The organism is Microbacterium sp. che218, assembly GCF_040436305.1.
Lineage (GTDB): Bacteria > Actinomycetota > Actinomycetes > Actinomycetales > Microbacteriaceae > Microbacterium > Microbacterium algihabitans.
Genome location: NZ_AP031501.1, coordinates 629,549 through 654,291, shown reverse-complemented (window position 1 = coordinate 654,291; position 24,743 = coordinate 629,549). Strand labels below are relative to the sequence as shown.

General features: G+C 70.8%; 25 protein-coding genes. 3 read left to right on the top strand and 22 right to left on the bottom strand.

Features of this window, described 5'->3' with window-relative positions; translation table 11 throughout:
- Position 1: 1 nt before the first annotated feature.
- The 20 genes from ABXS86_RS03125 to pyrR all read right to left on the bottom strand — a co-directional run bounded on the left by ABXS86_RS03125 (position 2) and on the right by pyrR (position 19,900).
- Positions 2-232, bottom strand: a complete 231-nt coding sequence (locus tag ABXS86_RS03125) for a DUF6704 family protein (protein ID WP_144833410.1) — start codon at positions 230-232, stop codon at positions 2-4.
- A 104-nt stretch (positions 233-336) separates the two neighbouring features.
- On the bottom strand, positions 337-927 hold the full coding sequence (locus tag ABXS86_RS03120) for a Trp biosynthesis-associated membrane protein (RefSeq protein WP_353665584.1): 591 nt from the start codon (positions 925-927) through the stop codon (positions 337-339).
- Positions 927-1,265 carry a phosphoribosyl-AMP cyclohydrolase gene (gene hisI, locus ABXS86_RS03115; RefSeq protein ID WP_353665583.1) on the bottom strand — a complete coding sequence of 113 codons (339 nt, stop codon included), beginning with the start codon at positions 1,263-1,265 and terminating at the stop codon, positions 927-929. The genes ABXS86_RS03120 and hisI overlap by 1 nt, the downstream gene beginning before the upstream one ends.
- Complete coding sequence (gene hisF, locus ABXS86_RS03110; RefSeq protein ID WP_056231813.1) at positions 1,262-2,026, bottom strand: imidazole glycerol phosphate synthase subunit HisF; 765 nt, start codon at positions 2,024-2,026, stop codon at positions 1,262-1,264. The genes hisI and hisF overlap by 4 nt, the downstream gene beginning before the upstream one ends.
- Positions 2,026-2,868 carry an ATP phosphoribosyltransferase gene (gene hisG / locus ABXS86_RS03105; RefSeq protein WP_056231810.1) on the bottom strand — a complete coding sequence of 281 codons (843 nt, stop codon included), beginning with the start codon at positions 2,866-2,868 and terminating at the stop codon, positions 2,026-2,028. Before hisG ends, hisF begins: the two co-directional genes overlap by 1 nt.
- Positions 2,869-2,914: 46 nt before the next feature.
- A complete protein-coding gene (locus ABXS86_RS03100; protein WP_307210981.1) occupies positions 2,915-3,178 on the bottom strand; it encodes a phosphoribosyl-ATP diphosphatase in 264 nt (87 codons plus the stop codon).
- Positions 3,179-3,460: 282 nt separating this feature from the next.
- Positions 3,461-4,132 carry a ribulose-phosphate 3-epimerase gene (gene rpe / locus ABXS86_RS03095; RefSeq protein WP_353665582.1) on the bottom strand — a complete coding sequence of 224 codons (672 nt, stop codon included), beginning with the start codon at positions 4,130-4,132 and terminating at the stop codon, positions 3,461-3,463.
- Positions 4,133-4,252: 120 nt separating this feature from the next.
- On the bottom strand, positions 4,253-5,623 hold the full coding sequence (locus tag ABXS86_RS03090) for an RsmB/NOP family class I SAM-dependent RNA methyltransferase (protein WP_307210985.1): 1,371 nt from the start codon (positions 5,621-5,623) through the stop codon (positions 4,253-4,255).
- Positions 5,620-6,537: a methionyl-tRNA formyltransferase gene (fmt, locus tag ABXS86_RS03085; RefSeq protein WP_353665581.1), complete on the bottom strand. Its 918-nt coding sequence runs from the start codon at positions 6,535-6,537 to the stop codon at positions 5,620-5,622. The genes ABXS86_RS03090 and fmt overlap by 4 nt, the downstream gene beginning before the upstream one ends.
- A 44-nt stretch (positions 6,538-6,581) precedes the next feature.
- Positions 6,582-8,564, bottom strand: a complete 1,983-nt coding sequence (locus ABXS86_RS03080) for a primosomal protein N' (RefSeq protein WP_353665580.1) — start codon at positions 8,562-8,564, stop codon at positions 6,582-6,584.
- Positions 8,565-8,624: 60 nt separating this feature from the next.
- A complete protein-coding gene (metK, locus tag ABXS86_RS03075; RefSeq protein ID WP_353665579.1) occupies positions 8,625-9,818 on the bottom strand; it encodes a methionine adenosyltransferase in 1,194 nt (397 codons plus the stop codon).
- Between the two features lie 116 nt (positions 9,819-9,934).
- A complete protein-coding gene (gene rpoZ, locus ABXS86_RS03070; RefSeq protein ID WP_055837405.1) occupies positions 9,935-10,189 on the bottom strand; it encodes a DNA-directed RNA polymerase subunit omega in 255 nt (84 codons plus the stop codon).
- A 198-nt stretch (positions 10,190-10,387) separates the two neighbouring features.
- On the bottom strand, positions 10,388-11,293 hold the full coding sequence (gene gmk / locus ABXS86_RS03065) for a guanylate kinase (protein WP_353665578.1): 906 nt from the start codon (positions 11,291-11,293) through the stop codon (positions 10,388-10,390).
- The gene (pyrF, locus tag ABXS86_RS03060; protein ID WP_353665577.1) at positions 11,286-12,146 is read right to left on the bottom strand and encodes an orotidine-5'-phosphate decarboxylase; all 861 of its coding nucleotides are present in this window, start codon (positions 12,144-12,146) and stop codon (positions 11,286-11,288) included. Before pyrF ends, gmk begins: the two co-directional genes overlap by 8 nt.
- A complete protein-coding gene (gene carB, locus ABXS86_RS03055; RefSeq protein WP_353665576.1) occupies positions 12,143-15,430 on the bottom strand; it encodes a carbamoyl-phosphate synthase large subunit in 3,288 nt (1,095 codons plus the stop codon). Before carB ends, pyrF begins: the two co-directional genes overlap by 4 nt.
- Positions 15,423-16,592 (bottom strand): glutamine-hydrolyzing carbamoyl-phosphate synthase small subunit, encoded by a 1,170-nt coding sequence (carA, locus tag ABXS86_RS03050; protein ID WP_353665575.1) that lies wholly within the window; start codon positions 16,590-16,592, stop codon positions 15,423-15,425. The genes carB and carA overlap by 8 nt, the downstream gene beginning before the upstream one ends.
- Positions 16,589-17,089, bottom strand: coding sequence for a hypothetical protein (locus ABXS86_RS03045; RefSeq protein ID WP_307211005.1), 501 nt, complete (start codon positions 17,087-17,089; stop codon positions 16,589-16,591). Before ABXS86_RS03045 ends, carA begins: the two co-directional genes overlap by 4 nt.
- Complete coding sequence (locus ABXS86_RS03040) at positions 17,086-18,408, bottom strand: dihydroorotase (protein ID WP_307211007.1); 1,323 nt, start codon at positions 18,406-18,408, stop codon at positions 17,086-17,088. The genes ABXS86_RS03045 and ABXS86_RS03040 overlap by 4 nt, the downstream gene beginning before the upstream one ends.
- The gene (locus ABXS86_RS03035) at positions 18,405-19,373 is read right to left on the bottom strand and encodes an aspartate carbamoyltransferase catalytic subunit (protein ID WP_353665574.1); all 969 of its coding nucleotides are present in this window, start codon (positions 19,371-19,373) and stop codon (positions 18,405-18,407) included. Before ABXS86_RS03035 ends, ABXS86_RS03040 begins: the two co-directional genes overlap by 4 nt.
- Entirely contained in the window at positions 19,370-19,900 is a 531-nt protein-coding gene (gene pyrR, locus ABXS86_RS03030) for a bifunctional pyr operon transcriptional regulator/uracil phosphoribosyltransferase PyrR (RefSeq protein ID WP_144784955.1), read from the bottom strand. Before pyrR ends, ABXS86_RS03035 begins: the two co-directional genes overlap by 4 nt.
- A gap of 155 nt (positions 19,901-20,055) precedes the next feature.
- Between pyrR and ABXS86_RS03025 the strand changes: the two genes are divergently transcribed.
- Positions 20,056-21,576, top strand: coding sequence for an HNH endonuclease signature motif containing protein (locus ABXS86_RS03025; RefSeq protein WP_353665573.1), 1,521 nt, complete (start codon positions 20,056-20,058; stop codon positions 21,574-21,576).
- 270 nt (positions 21,577-21,846) lie between these two features.
- On the opposite strand, the gene ABXS86_RS03020 is transcribed toward ABXS86_RS03025, so the two are convergent.
- Both ABXS86_RS03020 and ABXS86_RS03015 read right to left on the bottom strand, forming a co-directional pair.
- The gene (locus ABXS86_RS03020) at positions 21,847-22,242 is read right to left on the bottom strand and encodes a VOC family protein (protein ID WP_353665572.1); all 396 of its coding nucleotides are present in this window, start codon (positions 22,240-22,242) and stop codon (positions 21,847-21,849) included.
- A gap of 3 nt (positions 22,243-22,245) precedes the next feature.
- Entirely contained in the window at positions 22,246-23,808 is a 1,563-nt protein-coding gene (locus ABXS86_RS03015; protein ID WP_353665571.1) for a Rieske 2Fe-2S domain-containing protein, read from the bottom strand.
- Positions 23,809-23,964: 156 nt separating this feature from the next.
- Here ABXS86_RS03015 and ABXS86_RS03010 point away from each other — a divergent pair, with 156 nt between their 5' ends.
- Together ABXS86_RS03010 and ABXS86_RS03005 are read left to right on the top strand one after the other, a co-directional pair.
- Entirely contained in the window at positions 23,965-24,360 is a 396-nt protein-coding gene (locus ABXS86_RS03010; protein WP_353665570.1) for a tautomerase family protein, read from the top strand.
- Positions 24,361-24,542: 182 nt separating this feature from the next.
- On the top strand, positions 24,543-24,734 hold the full coding sequence (locus ABXS86_RS03005; protein ID WP_353665569.1) for a hypothetical protein: 192 nt from the start codon (positions 24,543-24,545) through the stop codon (positions 24,732-24,734).
- The last annotated feature ends 9 nt before the right edge of the window (positions 24,735-24,743 follow it).

Here is a 24,743-nt window from a genome sequence, read left to right as displayed (position 1 = left end):
ATCAGTGGGCCTTCGGGTTGGACTTCGCGCCGTTCGCGCCGTAACCGGCCTTGGTCATGACGAAGCCGACGATCGCGCCGACGACGAGCAGACCCACGGACGCCCACACCATGACCGGCATGTCGAACCAGAAGAACAGCGTGCCGAGCGTGATCGCGACCAGCATGATGATCACGGTCGTCCAGGCGGCGGGCGAGTGTCCGTGGCCGGGATCGCCGATGGGGTTGCTCATGGGGCTCCTTACAGTCGCGCGCGAGCGCGGGGGAAAGCGTGCGTCCAGTCTACCGAAACGGTGGTGCCGTCCCCGCGCCGACGTCTCGATGTCGCGAGGATCGCTCAGGCGGTCGGGTCGTCGCCGCGCGAGAGGTCGTCCCACGAGTCGATCGCGTCGTGCGGACGACCGGTGCCGGTCGCCGCGGCCTCCTCGGCCGTGCGGTACTTGCGGCTCGCGCCCGAGGCCCAGCGTCGCGCCGTGACGAGGGTGAAGACGGATGCCGCGAGCAGGACGATCTGCGCGATGAAGGTCACGGCCGGCCACGGCGTGAGCGCGAGGTCTTGGACCAGGGCGGCCACGGCATCCGTGCCCGAGATCCCCGTCGCATCGGTGACGGTCGCCGCGGTCGCCGACACGGGGGTGGCGAACAGCAGCTGCGCGGCGCCGAACCCGACGAGGGCGGCGATCAGCACGCCGAGCGCGCCGAAGACGTACCGCATCACGGGGCCGACGATCGAGAGGGCGGCGCCCAGGGCGAGGGCGGCGAGGCTCAGCGGGGTGAGCACCGGCAGGGCCTCGGCGCCGGGCACCGCGAGCGTCTGCTGCGATCCGTCGTCGAGGGTGACGTCGATCCAGGTCTGGGTCGATGCGATCACCCCGATCGCGCCGGTCAGGAGCATCGCGAGCACCGCCGTGGAGCGGCCGCGACGCATCAGCGCTCCCCCACGACCGGGTGCAGGTCGTCGGAGTCGAAGCAGGTGTGGTCGCCGGTGTGGCACGCGGCGCCGACCTGGTCGACCTCGATCAGCAGGGTGTCGCCGTCGCAGTCCAGGCGCGCGCCCTTGACCACCTGGATGTGGCCCGACGTGTCGCCCTTGCGCCAGTACTCCTGCCGCGATCGCGACCAGAACGTCACGCGACCGGTGGTGAGCGTGCGGTTCAGGGCCTCGGCATCCATCCACCCCACCATCAGCACCTCGCGCGAGTCGAACTGCTGGATCACTGCGGCAACGAGACCGTCGGCGGCGTACTTCACACGGTCGACGCTCATCGGCGCACCTCGATCCCTTCGGCGGCCATGGCGTCTTTGACCTGTCCCACGGTGAGCTGGCCGGAGTGGAACACGGATGCCGCGAGCACGGCGTCGGCGCCGGCCTGCACGGCCGGGGCGAAGTGCTCGAGCGCGCCCGCCCCGCCCGAGGCGATGACCGGGACCGCGGCGACCTGGCGCATGAGGCGCACGAGCTCGAGGTCGAAGCCCTGCTTGGTGCCGTCGGCGTCGATCGAGTTGACGAGCAGTTCGCCGGCTCCGCGCTCGACCGCCTCGCGCGCCCACTCGAGGGCGTCGAGCGTGGTCTCGGTGCGGCCGCCGTGGGTGGTGACGACGAAGCCCGAGGGGGTGGATGCCGCGCGCTTGACGTCGAGCGAGAGCACGATCACCTGCGCGCCGAAGCGGTCGGCGATCTCATCGATCAGGGCGGGCCGTGCGATCGCGGCCGAGTTGACGCCGATCTTGTCGGCGCCGACCGCGAGCAGGCGGGCGACGTCGTCGCTCGAGCGCACTCCCCCGCCGACGGTGAGCGGGATGAAGACCTGCTCGGCCGTGCGGCGCACGACGTCGTAGGTGGTCGAGCGCTCGTCGACCGTGGCGGTCACGTCGAGGAAAGTGACCTCGTCGGCCCCTTGCTCGAAGTAGAGCTTGGCGAGCTCGACCGGGTCGCCCATGTCGCGCAGGTCGAGGAAGTTGACGCCCTTGACGACGCGGCCCGCGGCGACGTCGAGGCAGGGGATGACGCGACGCGCGAGGGTCATCAGAGCCTCGCGGCGAGGATCTCGGTGACGAGGATCGCGCGCGCGCCGATCGCGTAGAGGGCGTCCATGACCTGGTTGACGTCGCGGCGCGGGCTCATGACCCGCACGGCCACCCATTCGGGGTCGCGCAGCGGCGAGATCGTAGGCGACTCCAGGCCCGGGGCCACGGCGACCGCCTGCTCGATCAGGTGAGCGGGCAGGTCGTAATCGATCAGCACGTAGGTGCGGGCGGCGAGCACGCCGCGCAGGCGCCGCAGCAACGTCTCGGTGCCCTCGGCCTCCTGGGGACCGGCGATCAGCACGGCGTCGGACTCGAGCAGGACCGGCCCGAAGATCTCGAGACCTGCCTGGCGCAGCGTGGTCCCGGTCGAGACGACGTCGGCCACGGCATCCGCCACTCCGAGCTGCACGGCCGATTCGACCGCACCGTCGAGCGGGACGATGTCGACGGCGATGCCGCGCTCGTCGAGGAAGGCGTCGACCAGGCCCGGGTAGGCCGTCGCGACGCGCAGACCCTCGAGGTCGGCGATGTCGGTGAAACGGCCGGGGCGGCCGGCGAAGCGGAACGTCGAACCGGCGAAGCCGAGCGACTCGACCTCGCGCGCGCCGGGCATGCGGGCGTCGAGCAGCAGGTCGCGGCCGGTGATGCCGACGTCGAGCGCACCCGAGCCGACGTAGGTCGCGATGTCACGCGGACGGAGGTAGAAGAACTCGACCTCGTTCACGGGGTCGACGGTGTACAGGTCTTTCGAGTCGCGACGTCCGGTGTAACCGGCCTCCGAGAGCATCTCGGCGGCGGTCTCGGCGAGCGACCCCTTGTTCGGCACGGCGATTCGCAGCATGACGGGGGCTTTCGTGTTGTGTGAGCTGGAGGTGGAGGAGCGCGGCTCAGAGATGTCGGTAGACGTCCTGGAGCGACAGGCCCTTCGCGAGCATGAGCGTCTGCAGGTGGTAGAGCAGCTGCGAGATCTCTTCGGCCGCGGCCGCGTCGGACTCGTACTCGGCGGCCATCCACACCTCGGCGGCCTCTTCGACGATCTTCTTGCCGATGGCGTGAACGCCGGCATCCAGCTGAGCGACGGTGCCGGAGCCGGCGGGTCGCTCGACGGCCTTGGCGCTGAGTTCCGCGAACAGGTCGTCGAAAGTTTTCACGGTTCCAGGGTATCGGGTCGGCGGGGGTGGGTCTGTCCGCGGGGTGTGTGTGCGGTGGGGCGCGGGGTCTCGGCATCCGGATGCCGTGGCGTTGTCACGCATCAACGCTTTCTGCGCGCGGAAACACGAGGAGAGCGTGTTCATGCGTGTGGATCGCGTTTATGCGTGGGTGCGGCAGGGCCGGCGCGCAGCGCGCTCGAGCGCGGCGCGACGCGGGCACGCCGCGGGCTCGACGCGAGCGCGGCGCGGGAGCTCGACCTCAACGGGCGCCGCGTGCGGTGTTCAGTGGCGGTGGCGGGCGGCCGAGGCGCGCAGCGACTGGATCGCGCGATCGGGGTCGTCGGCGCCGAACACCGCGGAGCCCGCGACGAACGTGTCGGCCCCGGCTTCGGCGGCCTGGGCGATCGTGGATTCGCCGATGCCGCCGTCGACCTGCAGCCAGACGCTGGCGCCGCGGCGCTTCGCCTCGTCGGCGAGCGAGCGGAGCTTCGGCATGGTCTCGGGCATGAACGACTGCCCCCCGAAACCGGGCTCGACGGTCATCACGAGGATCTGGTCGAACTCGTTGAGCGAGTCGAAGAGGTTCTCGACCGGGGTTCCGGGCTTCACGGCCACTCCGGCGCGCGCGCCCATCGCGCGCAGCTGCCGGGCGAGGGTGACGGGCGACGCCGCGGCCTCGAGATGGAAGGTGACGGATGCCGCACCCAGCTCGGCGTACGCCGGAGCCCAGCGGTCGGGGTCGTCGATCATCAGGTGCACGTCCAGCGGAACGGGGCTGGTCTCCTGGATGCGGCCTACCATCTGCGGCCCGAACGTGAGGTTCGGCACGAAGTGGTTGTCCATCACGTCGACGTGCACGAAGTCGGCTCCCGCGATGCGCGCGAGCTCGGCCTCCATGTTCACGAAGTCGGCGGCGAGGATGCTCGGGTTGATGCGCGGGGCGTCGGTAGGCACCCGACCATTATGGGCGCGCCGTCGTCGTCGCCGATCGCGTGAGGGGTCGAAGAGTGTCGCCGAGAGCTCGTCCAGGCGACAAGAACTGACCCCCCACGCCCCGCGCGGGTGGGACGCCGGTCAGCGCCTGCGCAGCAGCGCGATCGACATCGCGTCGGTGCCGTGGCGGTGCGGCCACAGCTGCGCACGGAGCGACCCGTCGGCCTGGTCGGGCAGGTCGATCTCGATCTCGGCGATCTCGCGCACCACCGCGCGCGCGTCGAGCTCCTCGACCGCATCGCCGAGCGCGCGCTTCACCTCGGCCAGCACGCCCGAGGTCTCGGCCAGGTGCGGGGAGCACGTGACGTAGGCCACGACTCCCCCGGGTTTCAGGGCCTCGAAGGCGGCGAGCACGAGTTCCTGCTGCAGCGCGGTGAGGTCGGGCACGTCGGCCGGCGTCTTGCGCCAGCGCGCCTCGGGCCGGCGTCGCAGGGCGCCGATGCCGGTGCACGGGGCGTCGACGAGGATGCGGTCGTACTCCCCCGGCATCCGCGCCGCGCGCTCGCGCCCGTCCTCCTCGCTCACCTCGACCTCGAGAGGCACGGATGCCACGGCCTGGCGCACCAGCCCCGCTCGGGCCGGGGCGATCTCGTTGGCGTCCAGCGTCGCTCCGTGGGCGAGGGCCTCGGCGGCGAGCAGCGCGGTCTTCCCACCGGGCCCCGCGCACAGGTCGAGCCAGCGCTCGCCCTCGCGCACGGGAAGGGCACGGCTGAGGGCGAGGGCGGCGAGCTGCGACCCTTCGTCCTGCACGCGGATCGTGCCGCCGGACGAGCGGATCAGTCCCTCGGGGTCTCCCCCACGGGTGGTGAAGGCGGTCGGGGCGTACTTCGTCGGGGTCGCGTCCTCCGGCACCTCGGCGAGGCCCGGCAGGGCGATCATCGCCACGCGCGGGGCGACGTTGTCGGCCTCGAGCAGTCCGTCGAGCTCGTCGGCGCGCCCCTCGGCGGTCAACGCGCGGCGGAGCGCCCGCACGATCCACACGGGGTGCGAGGTGGTCAGGCCGAGGCGCTCGTCGTCGCTGCGCGCGGCCGCCGAGATGGTCTGCATCCACTGCCCGGGATTATCGCGCGACACCCGGCGCAGCACCGCGTTGGCGAAGCCGGCGGCTCCGCGGCCCCCGCCATGCCGACGCGCGAGCTCCACCGATTCGTTCACCGCGGCGTGCGAGGCGACGCGGGTCGACAGCAGCTGATGCACGCCCAAGCGGAGGGCGTCGAGCACGGCCGGGTCGATCCGGTCGACCGTGCGGTCGGCGGCTGCGGCGATGATCGCGTCGTACGTGCCCCGCCGGCGCAGGGTGCCGTAGGTCAGCTCGGTCGCGAGACCTGCGTCTTTGGCGTCCAGCTTCTGACGGGTGATCGCGTGCGGCAGCAGCAGATTGGCGTAGGCCTCGTCGCCCGAGACGGCGCGCAGCACCTCGTAGGCCACGGCACGGGCTCCCTGCACGTTCATGCGCCGAGCTCCGGCTCGTCGGTGCGGAGGCCGCGGAACCAATCGCTCGCGTTCATCGCTCCCTTTCCTGCGGGTTGCACGGTGTCGAGGCGCAGCGGCGTGGTGCCCGTGCCGACGACGACGTCTTTTCCGGATGCCGCGACCCGGCCCGGCGGCAACGGGGGCGCGTCGGCGTAGGCGGCGCGCAGCACTTTGAAGCGCGCCCCGTCGAAAGTGGTGTGGGCCCCGGGTTCGGGCGTGACCCCGGCGATCTGGTGCAGGAGGCTCTCGGCATCCCGGGTCAGATCGAGGGCACCGTCGTCGAGGGTGAGCTTGGGAGCGAGGGTCGGCTCGCCCTGCTGCGCAGTCGCGGTCGCCGAGCCGTCGGCGATGCCGTCGACCACGCGGGCCAGCAGCGGAGCGCCGATCTCGGCGAGGTCGTCGAGGACCGTGGCCGAGGTGGCCCCGGCCGGTACCTCGTAGCGCTCCTCGGCGAACACGTCGCCCGCGTCGAGTGCGGCGACGAGCTGGAAGACGCTCGCGCCCGTGACCGCATCGCCCGCCATGAGCGCGCGCTGCACGGGGGCGGCGCCGCGCCAGCGCGGGAGCAGCGAGAAGTGCAGGTTGATCCAGCCGTGCGCGGGCGTCGACAGCAGCGGTTCGCGCACGAGCCCGCCGTAGGCCACGATCACCCCGAGCTCAGGCTCGAGCTCCGCGATGCGGGCGGTGACGTCGGCGTCGAGGCGGTCGGCCTTGATGATCGGCAGACCGAGCTCGTCTGCGGCCTGCGCGACCGGCGACGGGGTCAGCACGCGCTTGCGGCCGAGGGGCGCGTCGTCGCGCGTGACGACCGCGACGATCTCGTGCGGCCCCGACGCGAGCGCGCGCAGGGAAGGGACGGCGACGGCGGGTGTGCCGGCGAAGACGAGGCGCATGGGTCTCCTCAGAGTCTCGGGGTCGTGACGGGTGCGTGACCCGCTCAGAGGTCGGGCTCGGGGATGTCGAGGCGGACTCTGAGCGTACTGCGCGGCTTGGGGCCGCGATCTTTGCGCGACTTGCGCGCGCGCAGGGCGTCGGCGATCACCCCGGCGCGCAGGGCCTCGGCGACGGCGCGGCCGTGGGCGTAGTCGAAGCGCACCAGCGCGCGGGAGGTCGCGACGTCGGGCGTCTCCGACGTGTCGACCGGGCCGAGGATCGCGAGCGGGTCGAGGTTGGGCACGCTCTCGCGCAGCGATTCGAGCAGCACGTCGACGCTCCGGGCGTGTCCGTCGACGCTCGCGACGCGCACGGCGGGCGGCATCCGCAGGGGAAGGCGCTCGATGAGTTCTCCGCGCGCGTACGCCGGGTGGGTCCAGGTCGCGAGCGCCCGGGCGACCGGCCCCGCGACACCGACCAGGTGCACGGGGGCGCCGGGGGCGGCCAGGGCGGCGGCGTTCGACCACCAGCGCAGGCAGTGCTCGGCGATGCGCAGGGCTTCGTTCTGCAGCATCCGGTCGCCGTCGAGCAGGATCACCGCCTTGTAGCCGCCCCGCGCGAGCGGCTCGGCCCCGCGCGTGGCGATCACGAGGGCGGGACTGGCATCGACCTCGGCGACGGGATGGGCACCGTCGGCGACGATCACCCGCGTGTTCGGGAAGGCGCGGCCGAGCTCGTCGGCGGTGCGCTCGCTGCCCGAGGAGGCCATGCGCAGCTTGGTCGAGCCGCAGTGCCCGCAGGCCCACGCGTGCGCGCTGCGTCCGCACCACGCGCACACGGGCACGGCACCCGGTCGGGCGGCGCGCAGCGGGCCGGCGCAGTGCTGGCAGCGCGCGGGGCGTCGGCAATCGGCGCAGATGAGCGACGGGGCGTAACCGGGACGGGCGACCTGCACGAGCACGGGGCCGTGCTGAAGAGCCTCGCGCGCCGCCGCGAACGCCGACGACGGAACGCGCGACTGCCGCTGCTCGCCCTCGCGCGTGGCGCTGAGCACGACGCGGGGGCTCTGCCGACGCGCCTGCGGCACCTCCCGCACGTAGCCGACCTCGACGAGGCGCTGCACGTCGGTGGTGCGGGTGTGGCCGGCGAACAGCAGAGCCGATCCCTCGAGCTCCTGGCGCACGAGGGCGGCGTCACGGGCGTGCACGCCCGGCGACAGGGGCTCGGCGAGCAGGGTGTCGCCGTCGTCCCAGATCGCGACGAGGCCGGTGTCGTGCGCGGGGGCGTAGACGGCGGAGCGGCGGCCCACGACGATGCAGGGCACCGGCGCGAGGGCGCGCAGGTACTGGGCGTAGCGCGCGGGACCGGACTGGTCGGAGTCGTCGCGCACCACGGCATCCGGAATCACGAGCTCGGCCAGCGCGGCCAGCAGCTGCGCCTGATCGCGGTAGTCGGGCACGACGAGCACGGCGCTGCGTCCCCGCGCGAGCGTGTGCACGGCGGACGCGGCGAGCAGGTCGGCCCAGGCACCGCGCGGAAGTTCCGGATGCGGATGCGGCGGGGCGTCGACGGCCAGTCGCTCCCCCGCGTCGAGGGCGTCGGCGAGCCCCGGGTAGGGCTGCAGCAGGGCCGTGGCGCGCTTTCGGGCCGCGGGCACCACCTCGGGCGTCTCGGGCGCGGGGGCTGCGGCCCACGCGTTCTCGGCGCGGACCATGCGCTTGGGCACCGCCAGGCGCAGCACATCGCTCACCGAGCCCGCCGCGCGGTCGGCGACCCGTCGGGCCAGCGTGTAGAGCCGTTCGGGCAGCACCGGCATGGGCGAGACGACCGCCTCGACTGCCGACAGCGGCCGCTCGGTGCCGTCGTCGGCGACCACCTCGATGACGAAGGCGTCCATCATGCGACCGGCCGAGCGCAGCGGCACCTTCACCCGCACGCCCGGCGCGACATCGGCGACGAGCGGGTGCGGGACGGCGTAGTCGAACAGCCGGTCGAGCTGGGGCACGGGCGACTCGAGCTGCACGCGCGCGACGCGCCGCTCACTCACGAGACCGGTCCCCGGGGGCTGCGTCGATCATCGAGCCGGGGCGCACTCCCCCACGCACTCTCAGAGTCCGGCGGCGGTGCGGAGCTCGTCGACGCGGTCGGTGCGCTCCCACGTGAAGTCGGGCAGCTCGCGGCCGAAGTGGCCGTAGGTCGCCGTCTTCGCGTAGATCGGGCGCAGCAGGTCGAGCTGTTCGACGATCGCGGCCGGGCGCAGGTCGAACACGTCGCGGATCGCCTTCACGATCACCTCGTCGTCCACGTGCGCCGTGCCGAACGACTCGACGTACAGACCCACGGGGTTGGCCTTGCCGATCGCGTAGGCGACCTGCACCTCGAGGCGGTCGGCGAGACCCGCGGCGACGGCGTTCTTCGCGACCCAGCGCATGGCGTAGGCGGCCGAGCGGTCGACCTTGGACGGGTCTTTGCCGCTGAACGCACCGCCGCCGTGACGCGAGGCGCCGCCGTAGGTGTCGATGATGATCTTGCGGCCGGTCAGGCCCGCATCGCCCTTCGGTCCGCCGATGACGAAGGGACCCGCCGGGTTGATGTAGTACTTCACGTCGGGCAGCGCGAGCCCGGTCTCGGCGAGCACCGGGTCGATGACCGCGGCCTGCACCTCGGCGCGCAGGTCTTCCTGCGAGATGTCGGGGTGGTGCTGCGTCGACAGCACGACCGAGTCGACCGTGCGCGGCACGTGCCTGTCGTAGCCGAGGGTGACCTGGGTCTTGCCGTCGGGACGCAGGAACGGCAGCGAGCCGTCTTTGCGCACGGATGCCAGGCGCTCGGCGATGCGGTGAGCGGTCCAGGCGGCCATGGGCATGAGCTGCGGCGTCTCGTTGGTCGCGAAACCGAACATGATGCCCTGGTCGCCCGCACCCTGCAGGTCGCGGGGATCGACGGAGCCGCGCTCGCGCTGCTCGAACGCCTTGTTGACGCCCGCGGCGATGTCGGACGACTGCGCGCCGATCGACACGCTCACGCCGCACGACTCGCCGTCGAAGCCGGTGTCGCTCGAGGTGTAGCCGATGCGGTTGACCACGTCGCGCACGATCGCGGGGATCTCGACGTAAGCGCTCGTGGACACCTCGCCGGCCACGTGCACGAGCCCCGTGGTGACGAGCGTCTCGACCGCCACGCGACCGGTGGGGTCGTCGGTGAGGATCGCGTCGAGGATGCTGTCGGAGATCTGGTCGCAGATCTTGTCGGGGTGTCCTTCGGTGACGGACTCGGACGTGAACAGGCGCAGGTCGGTCAAGACGACTCCGGGGAAGTTGAGGGCTAGGGACGGGCACAAGTATGCCCCGGGCGGCGGTGGGCCGCCCGGGGCATTGTCACATCTGTGAACAGATCACGAAATGCGTCGGCTGTGGATCACTCCGCAGCGCGCAGGCGCAGCTTGTCTTCGTGGATCTCGTGCAGCGCGATCGTGAGGGGCTTGTCTTCGACGGTGGAGTCGACCAGCGGTCCCACGTTGTCGAAGAGGTTTCCCTCGTGCAGGTCGGAGTAGTAGTCGTTGATCTGGCGCGCGCGCTTGGACGCGTAGATCACGAGCTGGTACTTCGAGTCGACCTTGTCGAGCAGAGCGTCGATGGGCGGGTCGATGATGCCCTTGTCACGTCCGGCCATGGGGAACCTCCTGGTTCGGCGGGATGGGGTGGATGCGGCGCTCGAGCGCCGAAGCATCCTCTTATTCTAGCCGACGCCGGCGCGGCGTGTGCCGAGGGGCGTCGGGTGGGTCGGGGTGAGCGGGTTCGGGGCGGAATCGGTATCTCGGGGCGGGAAATTCCCGCCCCGAAGCGCAGATCGCGCCCCGAACCGGGAGGCTCAGTGCTGCGCCGACGCGAGGTCGACGACCTGGGCGGCCGCGTGAGCCACTTCGTCGTTCACGACGCGGTAGTCGAACTCGTTCTGCGCGGCGAGCTCGACGCGGGCCGTGCGCAGGCGACGGGCCCGCTCCTCGGCATCCTCGGTCCCCCGCCCGACCAGGCGCTGGACGAGCTCGTCCCAGCTCGGGGGCAGGAGGAACACCAGGGTGGCCGACGGATCGGCCGCGCGCACCTGACGGGCGCCCTGCAGGTCGATCTCGAGCAGAGCGGTGCCGCCGTCGGCGAGAACGCGCTCGATCGGAGCGCGCGGCGTGCCGTAGCGGTTCTTGTTGTGCACGACGGCCCACTCCAGCAACTCCCCCGCCTCGACCAGACGGTCGAACTCGGCGTCGTCGACGAAGTAGTAGTGCTCGCCCTCGATCTCTCCCGGGCGGGCGCTGCGCGTGGTCGCCGAGACCGAGAGGTGGATCTCGGGGTAGTTCTCCTTGATGTGCGCGGCGACCGTGCCCTTGCCGACGGCCGTGGGGCCGGCGAGCACGATGAGGCGGCTGCGTCCCTCGCGGGGACCGGGCTCGGGCCAGCGCGTGTCGAGGTAGGAGCGCAGTGCGTCACGCTGACGCGAGCCCAGACCGCCCAGACGCTTCACCGGCGAGATGCCGAGCGAGGCGAGGATGCGGTCGCGCTTGCTCTCGCCGATCGCGGGGATCGCCGTGAGGAACTCGGTCACGCGCATCGCCCCGGCCGCTGACAGCGGGTCGGCGAGGCCGCGGCGGAGCAGCTCCTGCGGAGAGATCACGCGGGTCGACACGTCGCGCTTGAGCGCGGCGCGCTCGCGACGAGCCTCGACGGCGCGGCGCGAGGCGGCGGCGCGGTCGACCTCGGGCGGACGACGGGTTTCAGCCATGCAGGGACTCCCGGTAGAGCGCGGCGCGCTCGTCGATGCGGGCGGCGAGACGGTCGGGTCCGACCGCGAGGATGCTGCGGCTCTCGTTCGCGACGACGGCGGATGCCACGTACCCGAACAAGCGGCGCAGGTCGGCGGGCGCTGCCCCCTGCGCGCCGAAACCGGGAGCGAGGATCGGCATGCCGGCCAGCGCCACGTCGCCCAGCCCGAACGCCGAGCGGTCGACGGTGGCGCCGACGACGACGCCGACCGGGCCGAGGGCTCCGGGGGCGCCGATGTTCGCCTGGTTCACGTCGTGCGCCACGCGGGCCGCGACGTGCTCGTGATCGCCCACGGCGAGGCCGTCGTCGACGATCGCGCTCTGCAGAGCTCGGGCTTCGGGGTTGCTCGTCGCGGTCAGCACGAATGCGCCCTTGCCGTGGTGCACGGCCATCGCCAACGCCTCGCGCAGCGAGTCGGCGCCGAGGTAGGGCGAGAGGGTCACGGCATCCGCCTCGAGAGGAGAACCGGGCGCGAGCCAGGCGTGCGCGTAGCCCTCCATCGTCGTGCCGATGTCGCCGCGCTTGGCGTCGGCGATCACGAGGAGCCCCGCGTCGCGCGCGGCGGCCATCACGTCTTCGAGGGCGGCGAACCCGCGGGAGCCGTAGCGCTCGTAGAACGCCACCTGCGGCTTGACTACGCCGACCCGCCCGTGGGCGGCCTCGACGGTGCGCAGGCCGAACTCCCGCGCGCCCTCGGCCGTGGCATCCTGCCCCCACGCCGACAACAGGGCGGCGTGGGGGTCGATGCCGACGCACAGGGCGCCGTGCAGGTCGAGGGCGGCGGAGAGTCGCTGACCGAACGTCTCGCTCACAGGCGTGCCGCGCGATCCACGGCGTACTCCTGCAGGCTGCGGACCTCGAAGCCGTCCTTCATCGCACCCAGGGCGCTCACCGCGGCGCCGAGCACGGCCATCGTGGTGAACAGGGCCTTGTCGGCGGCCACGGCCGCGGCGCGGATCTCGTAGCCGTCGGCACGCGCCGTGCCGCCCGAGGGGGTGTTGACGATCATGTCGATCTCACCCGCGTTGATCAGGTCGACCACGTTCTGCTGGTCCGACCCCTGCGTCTCGGAGTACTTCTCGACGACCTTCACCCGGATGCCGTTGCGCGCCAGGATCTCCGCGGTGCCCTCGGTCGCGAGCAGCGAGAATCCGAGCTCCTGCAGACGGTGGGCGGGCAGGATCACGGCGCGCTTGTCGGCGTCGGCGACCGAGATGAACACGGTTCCCGAGGTCGGCATGCCGCCGTACGCGGCCTCCTGCGACTTCGCGAACGCGGTCGGGAAGTCGCGGTCGATGCCCATGACCTCACCGGTCGAGCGCATCTCCGGTCCGAGGACCGAGTCGACCGTGTGCCCGTCGGCGGTGCGGAACCGCTTGAACGGCAGCACGGCCTCCTTGACGGCGACCGGAGCATCGAGCGGCACGCGCGAGCCGTCCTGCTCGGGCAGGAGACCCTCGGCGATGAGCTCGGCGATGGTGTTGCCGGCCATGATGCGGCTGGCGGCCTTGGCGAGAGGGATGCCCAGCGCCTTCGACACGAACGGCACCGTGCGGCTCGCGCGGGGGTTCGCCTCGATGACGTAGAGGACGCCCGCCGAGATCGCGAACTGCACGTTCAGCAGACCCCGCACGCCCACGCCCTTCGCGATGGCGAGGGTCGCTTCGCGGACGCGGTCGACCTCGGTGCGACCGAGCGACACGGGCGGGAGGGTGCACGAGGAGTCACCGGAGTGGATGCCGGCTTCTTCGAGGTGCTCCATGACGCCGCCGATGTACAGGTCGGTGCCGTCGAACAGCGCGTCGACGTCGAGCTCGATCGCGTCGTCGAGGAAGCGGTCGACCAGCAGCGGGAGGCCGGGTCCGATGATCGCCTGGTCGGCGACGCGCACGAAGTAGTCGCGCAGCGCGTCGGTCGAGTAGACGATCTCCATGCCGCGCCCGCCGAGCACGAAGCTCGGGCGCACCAGCACCGGGTAGCCGATCTCCTCGGCCACGGTCACGGCGCCCTCGACGTCGATCGCGGTGCCGCTGCGCGGGGCCACGAGCCCGGCCTCGTCGAGCAGGCGCGAGAACAGCTCGCGCTCCTCGGCGAGGTCGATCGCCTCGGGGCTCGTGCCGAGGATCGTGTACCCGGCGGCCTCGATCCCCTTGGCCAGACCCAGCGGTGTCTGTCCGCCGAGCTGGCAGACGACACCGAGGATCGTGCCCGACTGCGCCTCGGCGTGCAGCACCTCGAGCACGTCCTCGAGCGTCAGCGGCTCGAAGTACAGGCGGTCGGAGGTGTCGTAGTCGGTCGACACGGTCTCGGGGTTGCAGTTGACCATAACGGTCTCGTAGCCGGCATCCGACAGCGCGAACGAGGCGTGCACGCACGAGTAGTCGAACTCGACGCCCTGACCGATGCGGTTGGGGCCCGAGCCGATGATGACGACCTTCGTGCGGTCGGACGGGGTGACCTCGGTCTCGGCGTCGTACGAGGAGTAGTGGTACGGCGTGAGGGCCGGGAACTCCCCCGCGCAGGTGTCGACGGTCTTGTAGACCGGGCGCACGTCGAGCGCGTAGCGGCTCTCGCGCACCTCGGCCTCGTCGAGCCCGCGGATCTGCGCGATCTGTGCGTCGCTGAAGCCGTGCTCCTTCGCGACGCGAAGGGTGTCGGCATCCAGGTTCTCGGCGTCGCCGATGAACTCGGCGACCTCGTTGATCAGCACGATCTGGTCGATGAACCAGGGATCGATGGCCGTCGCGTCGAACGCCTGCTCAGGCGTGGCGCCCTTGCGCAGGGCCTGCTGCAGCACCACGATGCGGCCGTCGGTCGGGGTCTTCGAGATCTCGAGCAGCTGCTCGACCGAGCGCGACTCCTCGCCCCAGTGGAAGCTCGACCCGCGCTTCTCGAGCGAGCGCAGCGCCTTCTGCAGGGCCGTGGTGTAGTTGCGGCCGATCGCCATCGCCTCGCCCACCGACTTCATGGTGGTGGTCAGCGTGGTGTCGGCGGCCGGGAACTTCTCGAAGTTGAACCGCGGCACCTTCACCACGACGTAGTCGAGCGTGGGCTCGAAGCTCGCCGGGGTCACCTTGGTGATGTCGTTCGGGATCTCGTCGAGGCGGTAGCCGATCGCGAGCTTCGCGGCGATCTTGGCGATCGGGAAGCCGGTGGCCTTCGACGCGAGCGCCGACGAACGCGAGACGCGCGGGTTCATCTCGATGACGATGATGCGGCCCGTCGCCGGGTCGACCGCGAACTGGATGTTGCAACCACCGGTGTCGACGCCCACCGCGCGGATGATGTCGATCCCGATGTCGCGCAGCTTCTGGTACTCGCGGTCGGTCAGGGTCAGCGCGGGCGCCACCGTGATGGAGTCACCGGTGTGCACGCCGACCGGGTCGACGTTCTCGATCGAGCAGACGACCACCGTGTTGTCGGCGGTGTCGCGCATGAGCTCGAGCTCGTACTCCTTCCACCCGAGGATCGACTCCTCGAGCAGCACCTCGTTGGTGGGCGAGTCGTGCAGGCCCGCGCCGCCGATGCGGCGGAGGTCGGCCTCGTCGTAGGCGAAGCCCGAGCCCAGGCCGCCCATGGTGAACGACGGACGCACGACCAGCGGGTAGCCGAGCTTCTCGGCGCCGGCGATCAGTTCGTCCATCGAGTGGCAGATGACGGATGCCGCGACATCGGCGCCCGCCTCGAGCACGAGCTCCTTGAAGATCTGACGATCCTCACCGCGGTTGATCGCGTCGAAGTCGGCGCCGATGAGCTCGACGTCGTACTTCTCGAGGATGCCGCGCTTGTGCAGCTGGATCGCCGCGTTCAGCGCGGTCTGCCCGCCGAGGGTGGGGAGAACGGCATCCGGCTTCTCTTTGGCGATGATCGACTCGATGACCTCGGGGGTGATCGGCTCGATGTAGGTCGCGTCGGCGAAGTCGGGGTCGGTCATGATCGTCGCCGGGTTGGAGTTGACGAGGATGACGCGCACGCCCTCTTCGCGCAGCACGCGGCACGCCTGGGTGCCGGAGTAGTCGAACTCGCAGGCCTGACCGATGACGATCGGGCCGGAACCGATGACGAGGACGGAGTGGATGTCGTCGCGCTTAGGCATTCTTCTTCTCCTGGGTGGCGAGAACCATCTCGCGGAAGCGGTCGAACAGGTAGTTGGCGTCGTGCGGGCCGGCGGCGGCCTCGGGGTGGTACTGCACGCTGAACGCCGGGATGTCGAGGGCGCGCAGGCCCTCCACCACGTTGTCGTTCAGGCCGATGTGGCTGACCTCGACGCGGCCGAAGCCAGCGGGGCTGTCGACGATCTCATCGAGCGGCGCCTCGACGGCGAAGCCGTGGTTCTGCGAGGTGATCTCGACGCGGCCGGTGGTCTTGTCGAGCACGGGCTGGTTGATGCCGCGGTGACCGAACGGCAGCTTGTAAGTGCCGAAGCCGAGGGCGCGGCCCAGCAGCTGGTTGCCGAAGCAGATGCCGAAGAAGGGCAGACCGTCGCCGAGCATGGCGCGCAGCAGTTCGACGTGCTGGTCGGATGCCGCGGGGTCGCCGGGGCCGTTCGAGTAGAACGCCGCGACCGGTTCGATCGCGCGGATCTCGTCGATCGTCGCGGACTGCGGGAACACGTGCACGTCGAAACCGCGCGCGGCGAGGTTGTCGATCGTGGACTGCTTCACCCCCAGGTCGAGCACGGCGAGGTTGCCGATGCGCTCGGCGGTCGCGGGGGTCACCTCGACCTCGCTGACCGACACCTCGGCGGAGAGGTTGCGGCCCGCCATGCCCGGAGCCTCGCGCACGCGGCGCAGCTGCTCCTCGGCATCCAGGTCCGCGGCCTCGCCCGAGAAGACGCCGCCGCGCATGCTGCCCTCGGAGCGGATGCGGCGCGTGACGGCGCGGGTGTCGATGCCGGAGATGCCGACGATGCCGTCTTCGACGAGCGCGTCGTCGAGCGAGCGGTTCGCGCGCCAGTTCGACACCATGCGCGAGGGGTCGCGCACGACGTAACCGGCGACCCAGATGCGACGCGACTCGGGGTCTTCGTCGTTCACGCCGGTGTTGCCGATGTGGGGGGCGGTCTGCAGCACGATCTGGCCCGCGTACGAGGGGTCGGTGATCGTCTCCTGGTAGCCGGTCATGCCGGTGGCGAAGACGACCTCGCCGAGGGTCTCGCCGCGTGCGCCGTAGGCGCGGCCGGTGTAGCGGGTGCCGTCTTCGAGTACGAGGACGGCCGGGTCGCGCGAAAGGCGCGAGGAAGGGATCAGGGCGGTCATGCGTCGCTTCCTGTCGAGGTGAGGGGGCGGATGGCGTCGGCCAGAGCTTTGGCCGAAGCGTCCTGAGGACGGAGGTAGGTGTCGACGATCGTGTCGTCGTCGATGCGCCAGCTGACGCGCGTCAGGCCGTCGCGCTCGACCACGCGGTCGATGGCGACCGTGGCCTGCGCTGCGTCGACGAGGCGGTCGCGGGTGAGCGCAATGCGGGGCTGGCCCTGCAGGTCGAGGGCGACGCCGGCCGAGGTGACCGTGACGTCGACGCGGGAGCGGAAGCCGAGACCCTTGATGGCGAGACGCTCGAGCGGCTCGTCGTGTCGGGTCGTGGCGACGTAGAGCCCCGAGAACACCGCCGTTTCGACGGCGTCTGCGGGCAGCTCCCCCACCGGGGCCGTGTAGCGCGCATCGCGCCGCGTTCGTCGCACCCAGGCCCAGGCGAGCACGGCCAGCAGCACGAGGGCCACGCCGATCATCACGACGAGGGCGCCTTCGCGGCTCATGCGAGCACCCCGGGAGCGTCGAGCACGGCACCGTCGACGACGGTCGGGATGCCGGCGCGCACGGTCCAGCGCACCTCGCCCGGCAGCTCCCGGCCGAGGTAGGGCGAGTTGGTGCTGCGCCCGCGGAGGTCGCCGAGACCGAACGTGCGCGAGGGGCGCGGGTCGTACAGCGTGAAGGTCGCCGGCTGCCCCGCGGCGACGGGAGTGCCGTGTCCGTCGAGGCGTCCGATGCGTGCCGGGTTCGCCGACATCACGCGGGCGACGTCGGCCCAGTCGAGCAGGCCGGTCTCGACCATGGCGTGGTGCACGACGCGCAGCGCGCTCTCGAGACCCACCATGCCGTTCGCCGCGGCCGCCCACTCGCAGGCCTTCGCCTCGGCGGGGTGCGGGGCGTGGTCGGTGGCGACGATGTCGATCGTGCCGTCGGCCAGGCCCTCGCGCACGGCCATCACGTCTTCTTCGCGGCGCAGCGGCGGGTTCACCTTGAACCGCGCGTCGTAGTCGCGCACGAGCTCGTCGGTCAGCAGCAGGTGGTGCGGGGTGACCTCGGCGGTGACGTTGACGCCGCGCTTCTTGGCCCAGCGGATGATGTCGACCGAGCCCGCGGTGCTCAGGTGGCACACGTGCAGGCGCGAGCCGACGTGCTCGGCCAGCAGCACGTCGCGCGCGATGATCGACTCCTCGGCGACCGCCGGCCAACCGGTGAGACCCAGCTCGGCCGAGACGGCGCCCTCGTTCATCTGCGCGCCCTCGGTCAGGCGCGGGTCCTGCGCGTGCTGCGCGATGACGCCGTCGAACGCCTTCACGTACTCCAGCGCTCGCCGCATGATCAGCGGGTCGAACACGCAGAAGCCGTCGTCGCTGAACACGCGGACGCGGGCGCGGGAGTCGGCCATCGCGCCGAGCTCGGCGAGGCGCTCGCCCTTCTGCCCCACGGTCACGGCGCCGATCGGCTGCACGTGCACGTAGCCGGCGGCCTCGCCGAGGGCGAGTTCCTGCTCGACCACGCCCGCCGTGTCGGCGACCGGGGAGGTGTTCGGCATGGCGAAGACGGTGGTGAATCCCCCGGCGGCGGCGGCCCGGGAACCGGTGAGGATCGTCTCGGATGCCTCGTACCCGGGCTCGCGCAGGTGCACGTGCAGGTCGACGAGACCAGGCAGGGCGACGAGACCGTCGGCATCCACCACAGTCGCGCCCTGGTGCGAGAGGCCGGAGCCGGTCTCGACGATGACGCCGTTGCGCACGAGCAGGTCGGTGGCGTCGCGACCCTCGACGCGCGCGCCGCGAACCAGAAGGGTCTGTGCGGGGGCGTGGCTCATCGGAGGTCCTCTTTCTCGGTGTCGGGGCGCTCGCCCGCCAGCAGCAGGTACAGCACGGCCATCCGCACGGAGACGCCGTTCGTGACCTGCTCGAGCACCGTCGAGCGAGGCGAATCGGCGGCTTCGGCGGAGATCTCCAGACCTCGGTTCATCGGACCGGGGTGTAGAACGATGCTACCGCCCGGAAGCGCCTGCAAACGTCGCGCGTCGAGCCCGTACCGGCGGGAATACTCCCGTTCAGTCGGGAAATACGCCGCCGACATCCGCTCGAGCTGGATGCGCAGCATCATCAGCGCGTCGGGACCGGCGGCGATCGCGTGGTCGAGGTCGTAGTCGACCTCGACGGGCCAGCGGCTGACGTCCTGCGGCACGAGCGTCGGCGGTGCCACCAACGTCACGTGCGCGCCCAGGGTGTGCAGGAGCCACACGTTCGACCGCGCGACCCGCGAGTGCAGCACGTCTCCGACGATCGTGACCCGGATGCCGTCGAGCCCGCGGCCGCGGCTGTCGTCGCCGAACAGGCGCTTGCGGATCGTGAAGGCGTCGAGCAGGGCCTGCGTGGGGTGCTCGTGGGTGCCGTCGCCGGCGTTCACCACGCCGGCGCTGATCCAGCCGGATGTGGCCAGGGTGCGCGGGGCGCCGGACGCGCCATGGCGGATGACCACGGCATCCGCCCCCATCGCCTGAAGCGTCTGCGCCGTGTCCTGCAGCGACTCGCCCTTGCTGACGCTCGAGCCCTTCGCCGAGAAGTTGATGACGTCGGCGGAGAGGCGCTTGGCGGCGGCTTCGAACGAGATGCGCGTGCGGGTGGAGTCCTCGAAGAAGAGGTTGACCACCGTCTTGCCGCGCAGCGTCGGGAGTTTCTTGACCTCGCGGCGCTGGGTGTCGGCCATGTCTTCGGCGACGTCGAGGATCTCGAGGGCGTCTTCGCGAGACAGGTGCTGGGTGTCGAGGAGGTGCCTCATGATTCGATCGTCACCTCTTCGATGCCGTCGATCTCGGCGAGGCGCACGTTGACGCGTTCGTCGCGGGCGCTGGGGAGGTTCTTGCCAACAAAATCGGGGCGGATCGGCAACTCGCGGTGGCCACGGTCGATGAGCGTCGCCAGGCGCACGGCGGCGGGGCGGCCGATGTCCTGCAGCGCGTCGAGGGCGGCGCGGATGCTGCGACCCGAGAACAGCACGTCGTCGATGAGCACGACGACCTTGCCGTCGATGCCACCGGCGGGAATCTCGGTGCGGCGCGGGGCCCGCGTGGGGTTGCGGTGCAGATCGTCGCGGTACATCGTCACGTCGAGCGATCCGACCGGGACGGATGTGCCGCCGAATTCGCTGACGAGGGGGCCGATCCGATTCGCGAGCGTGACGCCGCGGGTCGGGATGCCGAGGAGGACGAGTCCTTCCGGTCCTTTGTTGGACTCCAGGATCTCGTGCGATATGCGCGTCAAAGCGCGGGCGATATCGGCATCGTGCATGACGGTGCGCGTATTCATCCGCCGCTCCCTTCTCCGCCTCACGGGACGGGGTTAAAGGTTGCTGTGATTCGTCGTCGAGTCTAGCGGGTGCGGGCGGGTGAACCTCGAGCGGTTGCGGGTGGTGTCGCGCTCCGGCTCTGGCGGGGGCGTTCGATCGTTCGTACATTTGTTCTATGGAACTGAGCGCGCCGGTCGACCGCCTTCGGGTGGCGAGCGAGCGCGCTGTGGGCCTGATCGCGGGGCGTGAGATCGAGGCGCTCGATGATCGCGAGATCGTCGGGGTCATGGCCGAAATCACCGCGGCGCGGAACGCCCTCGACGTGCTGGCGGCCTGTGCGGCCCGGGTGATCGACGCGCGGTCGGCGCGCGAGCGAGGCGGGGCAGGGCTGGCGCAACGACAGGGGCACCGTAACGCCACGGAGTTGCTGCAGACGTTGACCGGGCGGAGTAGGCGCGAGGTGTTGCGGTCGGTGAGAACCGGGGGCGATCTGCTCCCCTCGCTTGCTCCGTCGGGCGGGCCCGACGGCGGTCGATCTGAGACCGTGTCGGAAGATGACGGCGGTGAGTGGCTCGACCGCATGAGTGGGGCGCTGCGTGGCGGGGCGCTCAGCCACGCGCAGTTCCAGGCGATCCGCGTGGGGTTGGGTGAGCCTCCCGTCGAGAGGTATCCCGAGCTCGATCCGGACTTCCTCCCCCGCGCCTGGGTGGCGGCCGTCGAGCGGCTGATCGACGAGGCGCCGCACCTGCCGGTCGAGGAGTTGCGGGCGTCCGCGCGGATCGCGCGGGATCGCCTCGATCCCGTCGGGGTGACCCTGCGGTTCGAGGAGCGCTTCGCGGCCCGGTCGTATCGTTCGTGGATCGACGAGCAGGGGCAACGGCACGGACGACTCGTGTTCGACGATGATGCGGCGGCCTGGGTCGATGCGATCCTCCAGGCGGCATTGCGTCCGCGCCGGGGTCCGCGGTTCGGGGATCCGGACGCCGTGGTCGCCGAGACCTCCGACGAACGGTCGGGCGAGCAGATCGCCTACGACACGCTGATGGCCGTCATGCGGACGGGCGCCGCCGCCGATCCGGCGCAGGCATTCGGCGACCGGCAGCCCGGGGTGCGGATCGTGCTGGAGGCCTCGGCGCTGGCGGAGACGTCGGCGCTGGCGGAGGCCCCGGCGCTGGCGGAGACCGAGTCCAGTGGTGCCGAGGCGTTGGGTGTCGTGACCACCGTGCGCGGAGTCGGACACCTCGAGGACGGCGGCGAAGCCCTCCCCGGCGGGGTCGTCGAGAGCTACCTGTGCGATGCGGGTGCGGTGCCGGTTTCCTTGGAAGACGCGGGGCGGCCGCTCGACGTCGGTCGACACCAGCGCCTCTTCACCCGCGCCCAGCGGATCGCGATCGCGGTGCGCGACGGCGGGTGCGTCGGTATCGGATGCCGTGCCCCGATCTCGCAGTGCGAGATGCATCACATCGACCATTGGGCGGCGGATCGCGGCAGAACCGACGTCGACGACGGTGTCCCGCTCTGCCGGAACCACCACCTGGGTCTGCACAATCGGGGCGAGAGGATCGTGCGCGAGCGGCATCCCGTGACCGGGCGGGACTCTTACTGGTTGCACGCCCCTCCCGATCCGCGCACGGGTGAGGTGCGAGCGCCCACGCTGCTGCGGTCGAGGTCTCCGCGTCGCTTCGACGCGGCGTGACCTAGCAAGGCGCGGCGTGACCGCGCACGACGCACGTGGCCCAGCGTGACGCTTGTGACGGGGCGTGTCGTGGCGTGACAGACCGCGTCGCTTGTTTCGGGGCGCGTCGCGGCGTGACCGAGCGCGTCGCGCGTGAGGGACCACGACCCTCGTGACGGAGGCCGGCGCTCGTGATGGAGTGCGACGCTCGTGACGGAGCGCGACGCGCGTGATCGCGCACGACGCTCGTGAGTGCGACGCACGTGACCGAGCACCAGGTACCCGGTCGGGTCAGTCCTCGTCCGCGACGATCTCCGCCTTGAACCCCGCGGAGCTCTCCAGCCACCCCGCGTAGTGCGAAGGACCACCGGCGAAGGGATAGCGTTCCTGGTACAGCGGCCGCCACCCGTGAGCGCTCGCCGCGGTCATCACGGCATCCACCTGCGCCCGAGAGCCGCCGAGGAACGCCAGATGGTTCACGCCGGGAGCACGCCGATCATGCTGGGGTCCCGACAGGTTCGGCGATGTCGTCAGTGTCACGTACGGGCCGTCCCCCTCACTCCACGTCTCGCCCTCGGTCCATTGGCCGGTCCGTTCGAATCCGACCGCGGTGAGCAGCCATCCCCACTCGGCACGCGCCGAGGCCAGGTCGGCGACCCACACCTCGACGTGATGGAAACCCGGCACGGGTCAGCTCGCGGCGACCTCGGCCGGTTCGGCGGCGCGGGTCGAACGGATCGGGTGACCGGTCGTCGTCAGGCACCGACCCGACGCCAGATCCCACTTCCAGTCGTGCAGCGAACAGGTGAGCACGCCGTCCTCGATCTTGCCGGTCTTCGTCAGGTCGGCACGCAGGTGCGGGCATCGACGCTGAACGGTCCAGCCGTCGATCTCGGCATCCTCGGTCTGGTCCGACTGCTCGGCGTACCAGTTCTCGACGTACTCGATCCGGTCGCGCGACAGGCACTTCAGGAACGTCGTGAGGAACTCGTTGAACTTGCCGGAGCGCCCCACCTCGAACTGCATCGACAGGAAGATCGAGTTCGACCAGTCGATCTCGTGATCGCGGATGTTCGTCGACACGAGGTCGGCGGGGATCGTGTACCAGTAGATGCACTCCTCGCCGGCGTACTCGCGGAGCTTCGCCTTCGGGAAGTCCACGACCATGTCGAGCTCGCCGATGCGGAACCGCACCATGCCGCCCACGCCGTTCCGGATCACCCGGGCGCGACGCAGCAGCGGCTCCCACCACTCCTTCAGGGCGGCCAGCATCTCGGCCGGCGGGATGACCTCGGCGCGCGTCGCCTCTTCGGCCTGAACCTCGGCCTGGCGGCTGTCGCGCTGCTCGGCCAGATAGTTCCACTTGTCGCCGAAGACGCGTTCGATCTCGGCATCCGTGTACAGGGTCTGGGTGACCGTGACATCCGACCCCTGCACCTCGACCTCGGTGCCCGGAAGGAACAGGTACCCCTTCTGGTCGGGACGCTGCTCCTTCATGTGGGCGAGGAACTCGCGCTGGTCGGTGAAGATCGAGTCGTCGTCCATGCCGGTGCCGTTGTAGCGGAACAGCTCCTCGCGCAGGAACATCGGCGGACCGGCCATCGGGAACACGTGCTCGGCATCGACCTTGTCGATGTAGTACATCGCGCGCTTGTTCTGCGCATCGCGCTTGAGCTTGGCGAAGTTCTGCTTCGCATCCTGCGGCAGGTCGTAGACCATGGGCCACCAGATCGCACCCGACACCTGGGTGAAGTACGCGTCGGGCTTGCCGAAGTCGAACAGCGTGTCGAGATCGAGGGGGTGCGAGTCGTTCTGGTTCAGGATCGACGCGGTTCCGTCGTCGAGCGACAGCGACGAATCGCCGATCGGACCGTCGGAGGGCGCGCGCAGCGGCGTCACCATGACCTTCAGGTCACCGAACTGCAGCGGAACGCCCGCCTCGGTGCGCACGAGGTTGGTGTAGCCGAGCGCGATGAGGTCCTGCTCGAGGTCATCGGTGGGGTACTCGGGGAGCAGCACCTTGATGTCCTTCGACACGTACCGCTCGAGCATCGCCGGATCGAAGTGATCGCGGTGGCGGTGCGAGATGTAGAGGAAGTCCGCCTTGCCGAACCGCTCCCAGTCGAGGGCGCGGTTGTCGGGGAACGGGAACCACGAGCCGAAGAAGCTCGGACCGATGACGGGGTCGCAGATGATGCTGCCGCCGCGCGTCTCGATGAACATTCCCGCGTGGCCGAGGCCGGTGATCTTCATAACGCTCCTGTGTCGTGGGCGGAACCCGTCGAGTCTACGCGGGGCGGACTGCGAGAGCCCGGGGAGTGCACCGGTGTCGAGATGTCCTCGTCAAGCCGCTCCCCCACATACCGGGCCCGAGTACCGTGCCGGGCGTACCGAAGAAAGGACCCCCGAATGCCCCTTGCCATGATCGACACCATCCGCGGACAGTACGACGAGACGCAGCTGCGCACGCTGATGGATGCCGTTCAGGACGCCGTCGTCGAAGCGTTCGACGTCCCCGACACCGACCGGTACCAGATCCTCACCCAGCACGAACCGTTCGAGATCGTGGCCCTCGACACCGGTCTCGGGATAAGCCGCACCGAGCGACTCGTGATCGTGCGGTTCGCGTCGAAGGCGCGCACGGAAGACGCCAAGGTCGCTCTGTACCGTGCCCTCGCCCGCAACCTGAAGGACCGCCTCGACATCGGCGGAGAAGACCTCGTCGTGAGCATCACGGAGAACGGCGACGCCGACTGGTCGTTCGGTCACGGCACCGCACAGTTCGTGACGGGCGAGCTCGGCTGAGATCCCGGATGCCGCTTCGTCGGCGTCCGACCGGGGGCCCACGAACAACGCAGGTGGGTGGAAACACTCCGCAGCAGGTTCCGCAGAAGCACCGGCGATCGGTGCCGAACACCCGAGGGACGTCGACCCACCGGCGCTGACATCACCCGCTCCCGCAGCGGCGCGCGGATCGCGCAGCGACTGTGGGGGCGACTCCCGCAGCCGACTTCGATGAGCTCGGTGAGACGTCGGAGGATGTCATCGGGCAGATCGGGGAGGGGCTCCTGCAGGTGATGGATGCCGACGCCCTCGTGAACGGGGTGCTGAACATCGCTGCCGGCACCGACCACCTCCTCGACGCCGCGGGAACGATCGTCGACGGATTGTTCTCCTGAGCCGACGGG

What these genes read in the sequence shown, in the direction of transcription:
- pyrR (WP_144784955.1), bottom strand. Translation starts at nt 19,900, where the DNA reads ATGAATACGCGCACCGTCATGCACGATGCCGATATCGCCCGCGCTTTG.
- hisG (WP_056231810.1), bottom strand. Translation starts at nt 2,868, where the DNA reads ATGCTGCGAATCGCCGTGCCGAACAAGGGGTCGCTCGCCGAGACCGCC.
- rpoZ (WP_055837405.1), bottom strand. Translation starts at nt 10,189, where the DNA reads ATGGCCGGACGTGACAAGGGCATCATCGACCCGCCCATCGACGCTCTG.
- ABXS86_RS03090 (WP_307210985.1), bottom strand. Translation starts at nt 5,623, where the DNA reads ATGAACGTGCAGGGAGCCCGTGCCGTGGCCTACGAGGTGCTGCGCGCC.
- ABXS86_RS03035 (WP_353665574.1), bottom strand. Translation starts at nt 19,373, where the DNA reads ATGAGGCACCTCCTCGACACCCAGCACCTGTCTCGCGAAGACGCCCTC.
- ABXS86_RS03040 (WP_307211007.1), bottom strand. Translation starts at nt 18,408, where the DNA reads ATGAGCCACGCCCCCGCACAGACCCTTCTGGTTCGCGGCGCGCGCGTC.
- ABXS86_RS03025 (WP_353665573.1), top strand. Translation starts at nt 20,056, where the DNA reads ATGGAACTGAGCGCGCCGGTCGACCGCCTTCGGGTGGCGAGCGAGCGC.
- fmt (WP_353665581.1), bottom strand. Translation starts at nt 6,537, where the DNA reads ATGCGCCTCGTCTTCGCCGGCACACCCGCCGTCGCCGTCCCTTCCCTG.
- ABXS86_RS03125 (WP_144833410.1), bottom strand. Translation starts at nt 232, where the DNA reads ATGAGCAACCCCATCGGCGATCCCGGCCACGGACACTCGCCCGCCGCC.
- carB (WP_353665576.1), bottom strand. Translation starts at nt 15,430, where the DNA reads ATGCCTAAGCGCGACGACATCCACTCCGTCCTCGTCATCGGTTCCGGC.
- ABXS86_RS03120 (WP_353665584.1), bottom strand. Translation starts at nt 927, where the DNA reads ATGCGTCGCGGCCGCTCCACGGCGGTGCTCGCGATGCTCCTGACCGGC.
- hisF (WP_056231813.1), bottom strand. Translation starts at nt 2,026, where the DNA reads ATGACCCTCGCGCGTCGCGTCATCCCCTGCCTCGACGTCGCCGCGGGC.
- ABXS86_RS03015 (WP_353665571.1), bottom strand. Translation starts at nt 23,808, where the DNA reads ATGAAGATCACCGGCCTCGGCCACGCGGGAATGTTCATCGAGACGCGC.
- carA (WP_353665575.1), bottom strand. Translation starts at nt 16,592, where the DNA reads ATGACCGCCCTGATCCCTTCCTCGCGCCTTTCGCGCGACCCGGCCGTC.
- ABXS86_RS03010 (WP_353665570.1), top strand. Translation starts at nt 23,965, where the DNA reads ATGCCCCTTGCCATGATCGACACCATCCGCGGACAGTACGACGAGACG.
- ABXS86_RS03045 (WP_307211005.1), bottom strand. Translation starts at nt 17,089, where the DNA reads ATGAGCCGCGAAGGCGCCCTCGTCGTGATGATCGGCGTGGCCCTCGTG.
- hisI (WP_353665583.1), bottom strand. Translation starts at nt 1,265, where the DNA reads ATGAGCGTCGACCGTGTGAAGTACGCCGCCGACGGTCTCGTTGCCGCA.
- gmk (WP_353665578.1), bottom strand. Translation starts at nt 11,293, where the DNA reads ATGGCTGAAACCCGTCGTCCGCCCGAGGTCGACCGCGCCGCCGCCTCG.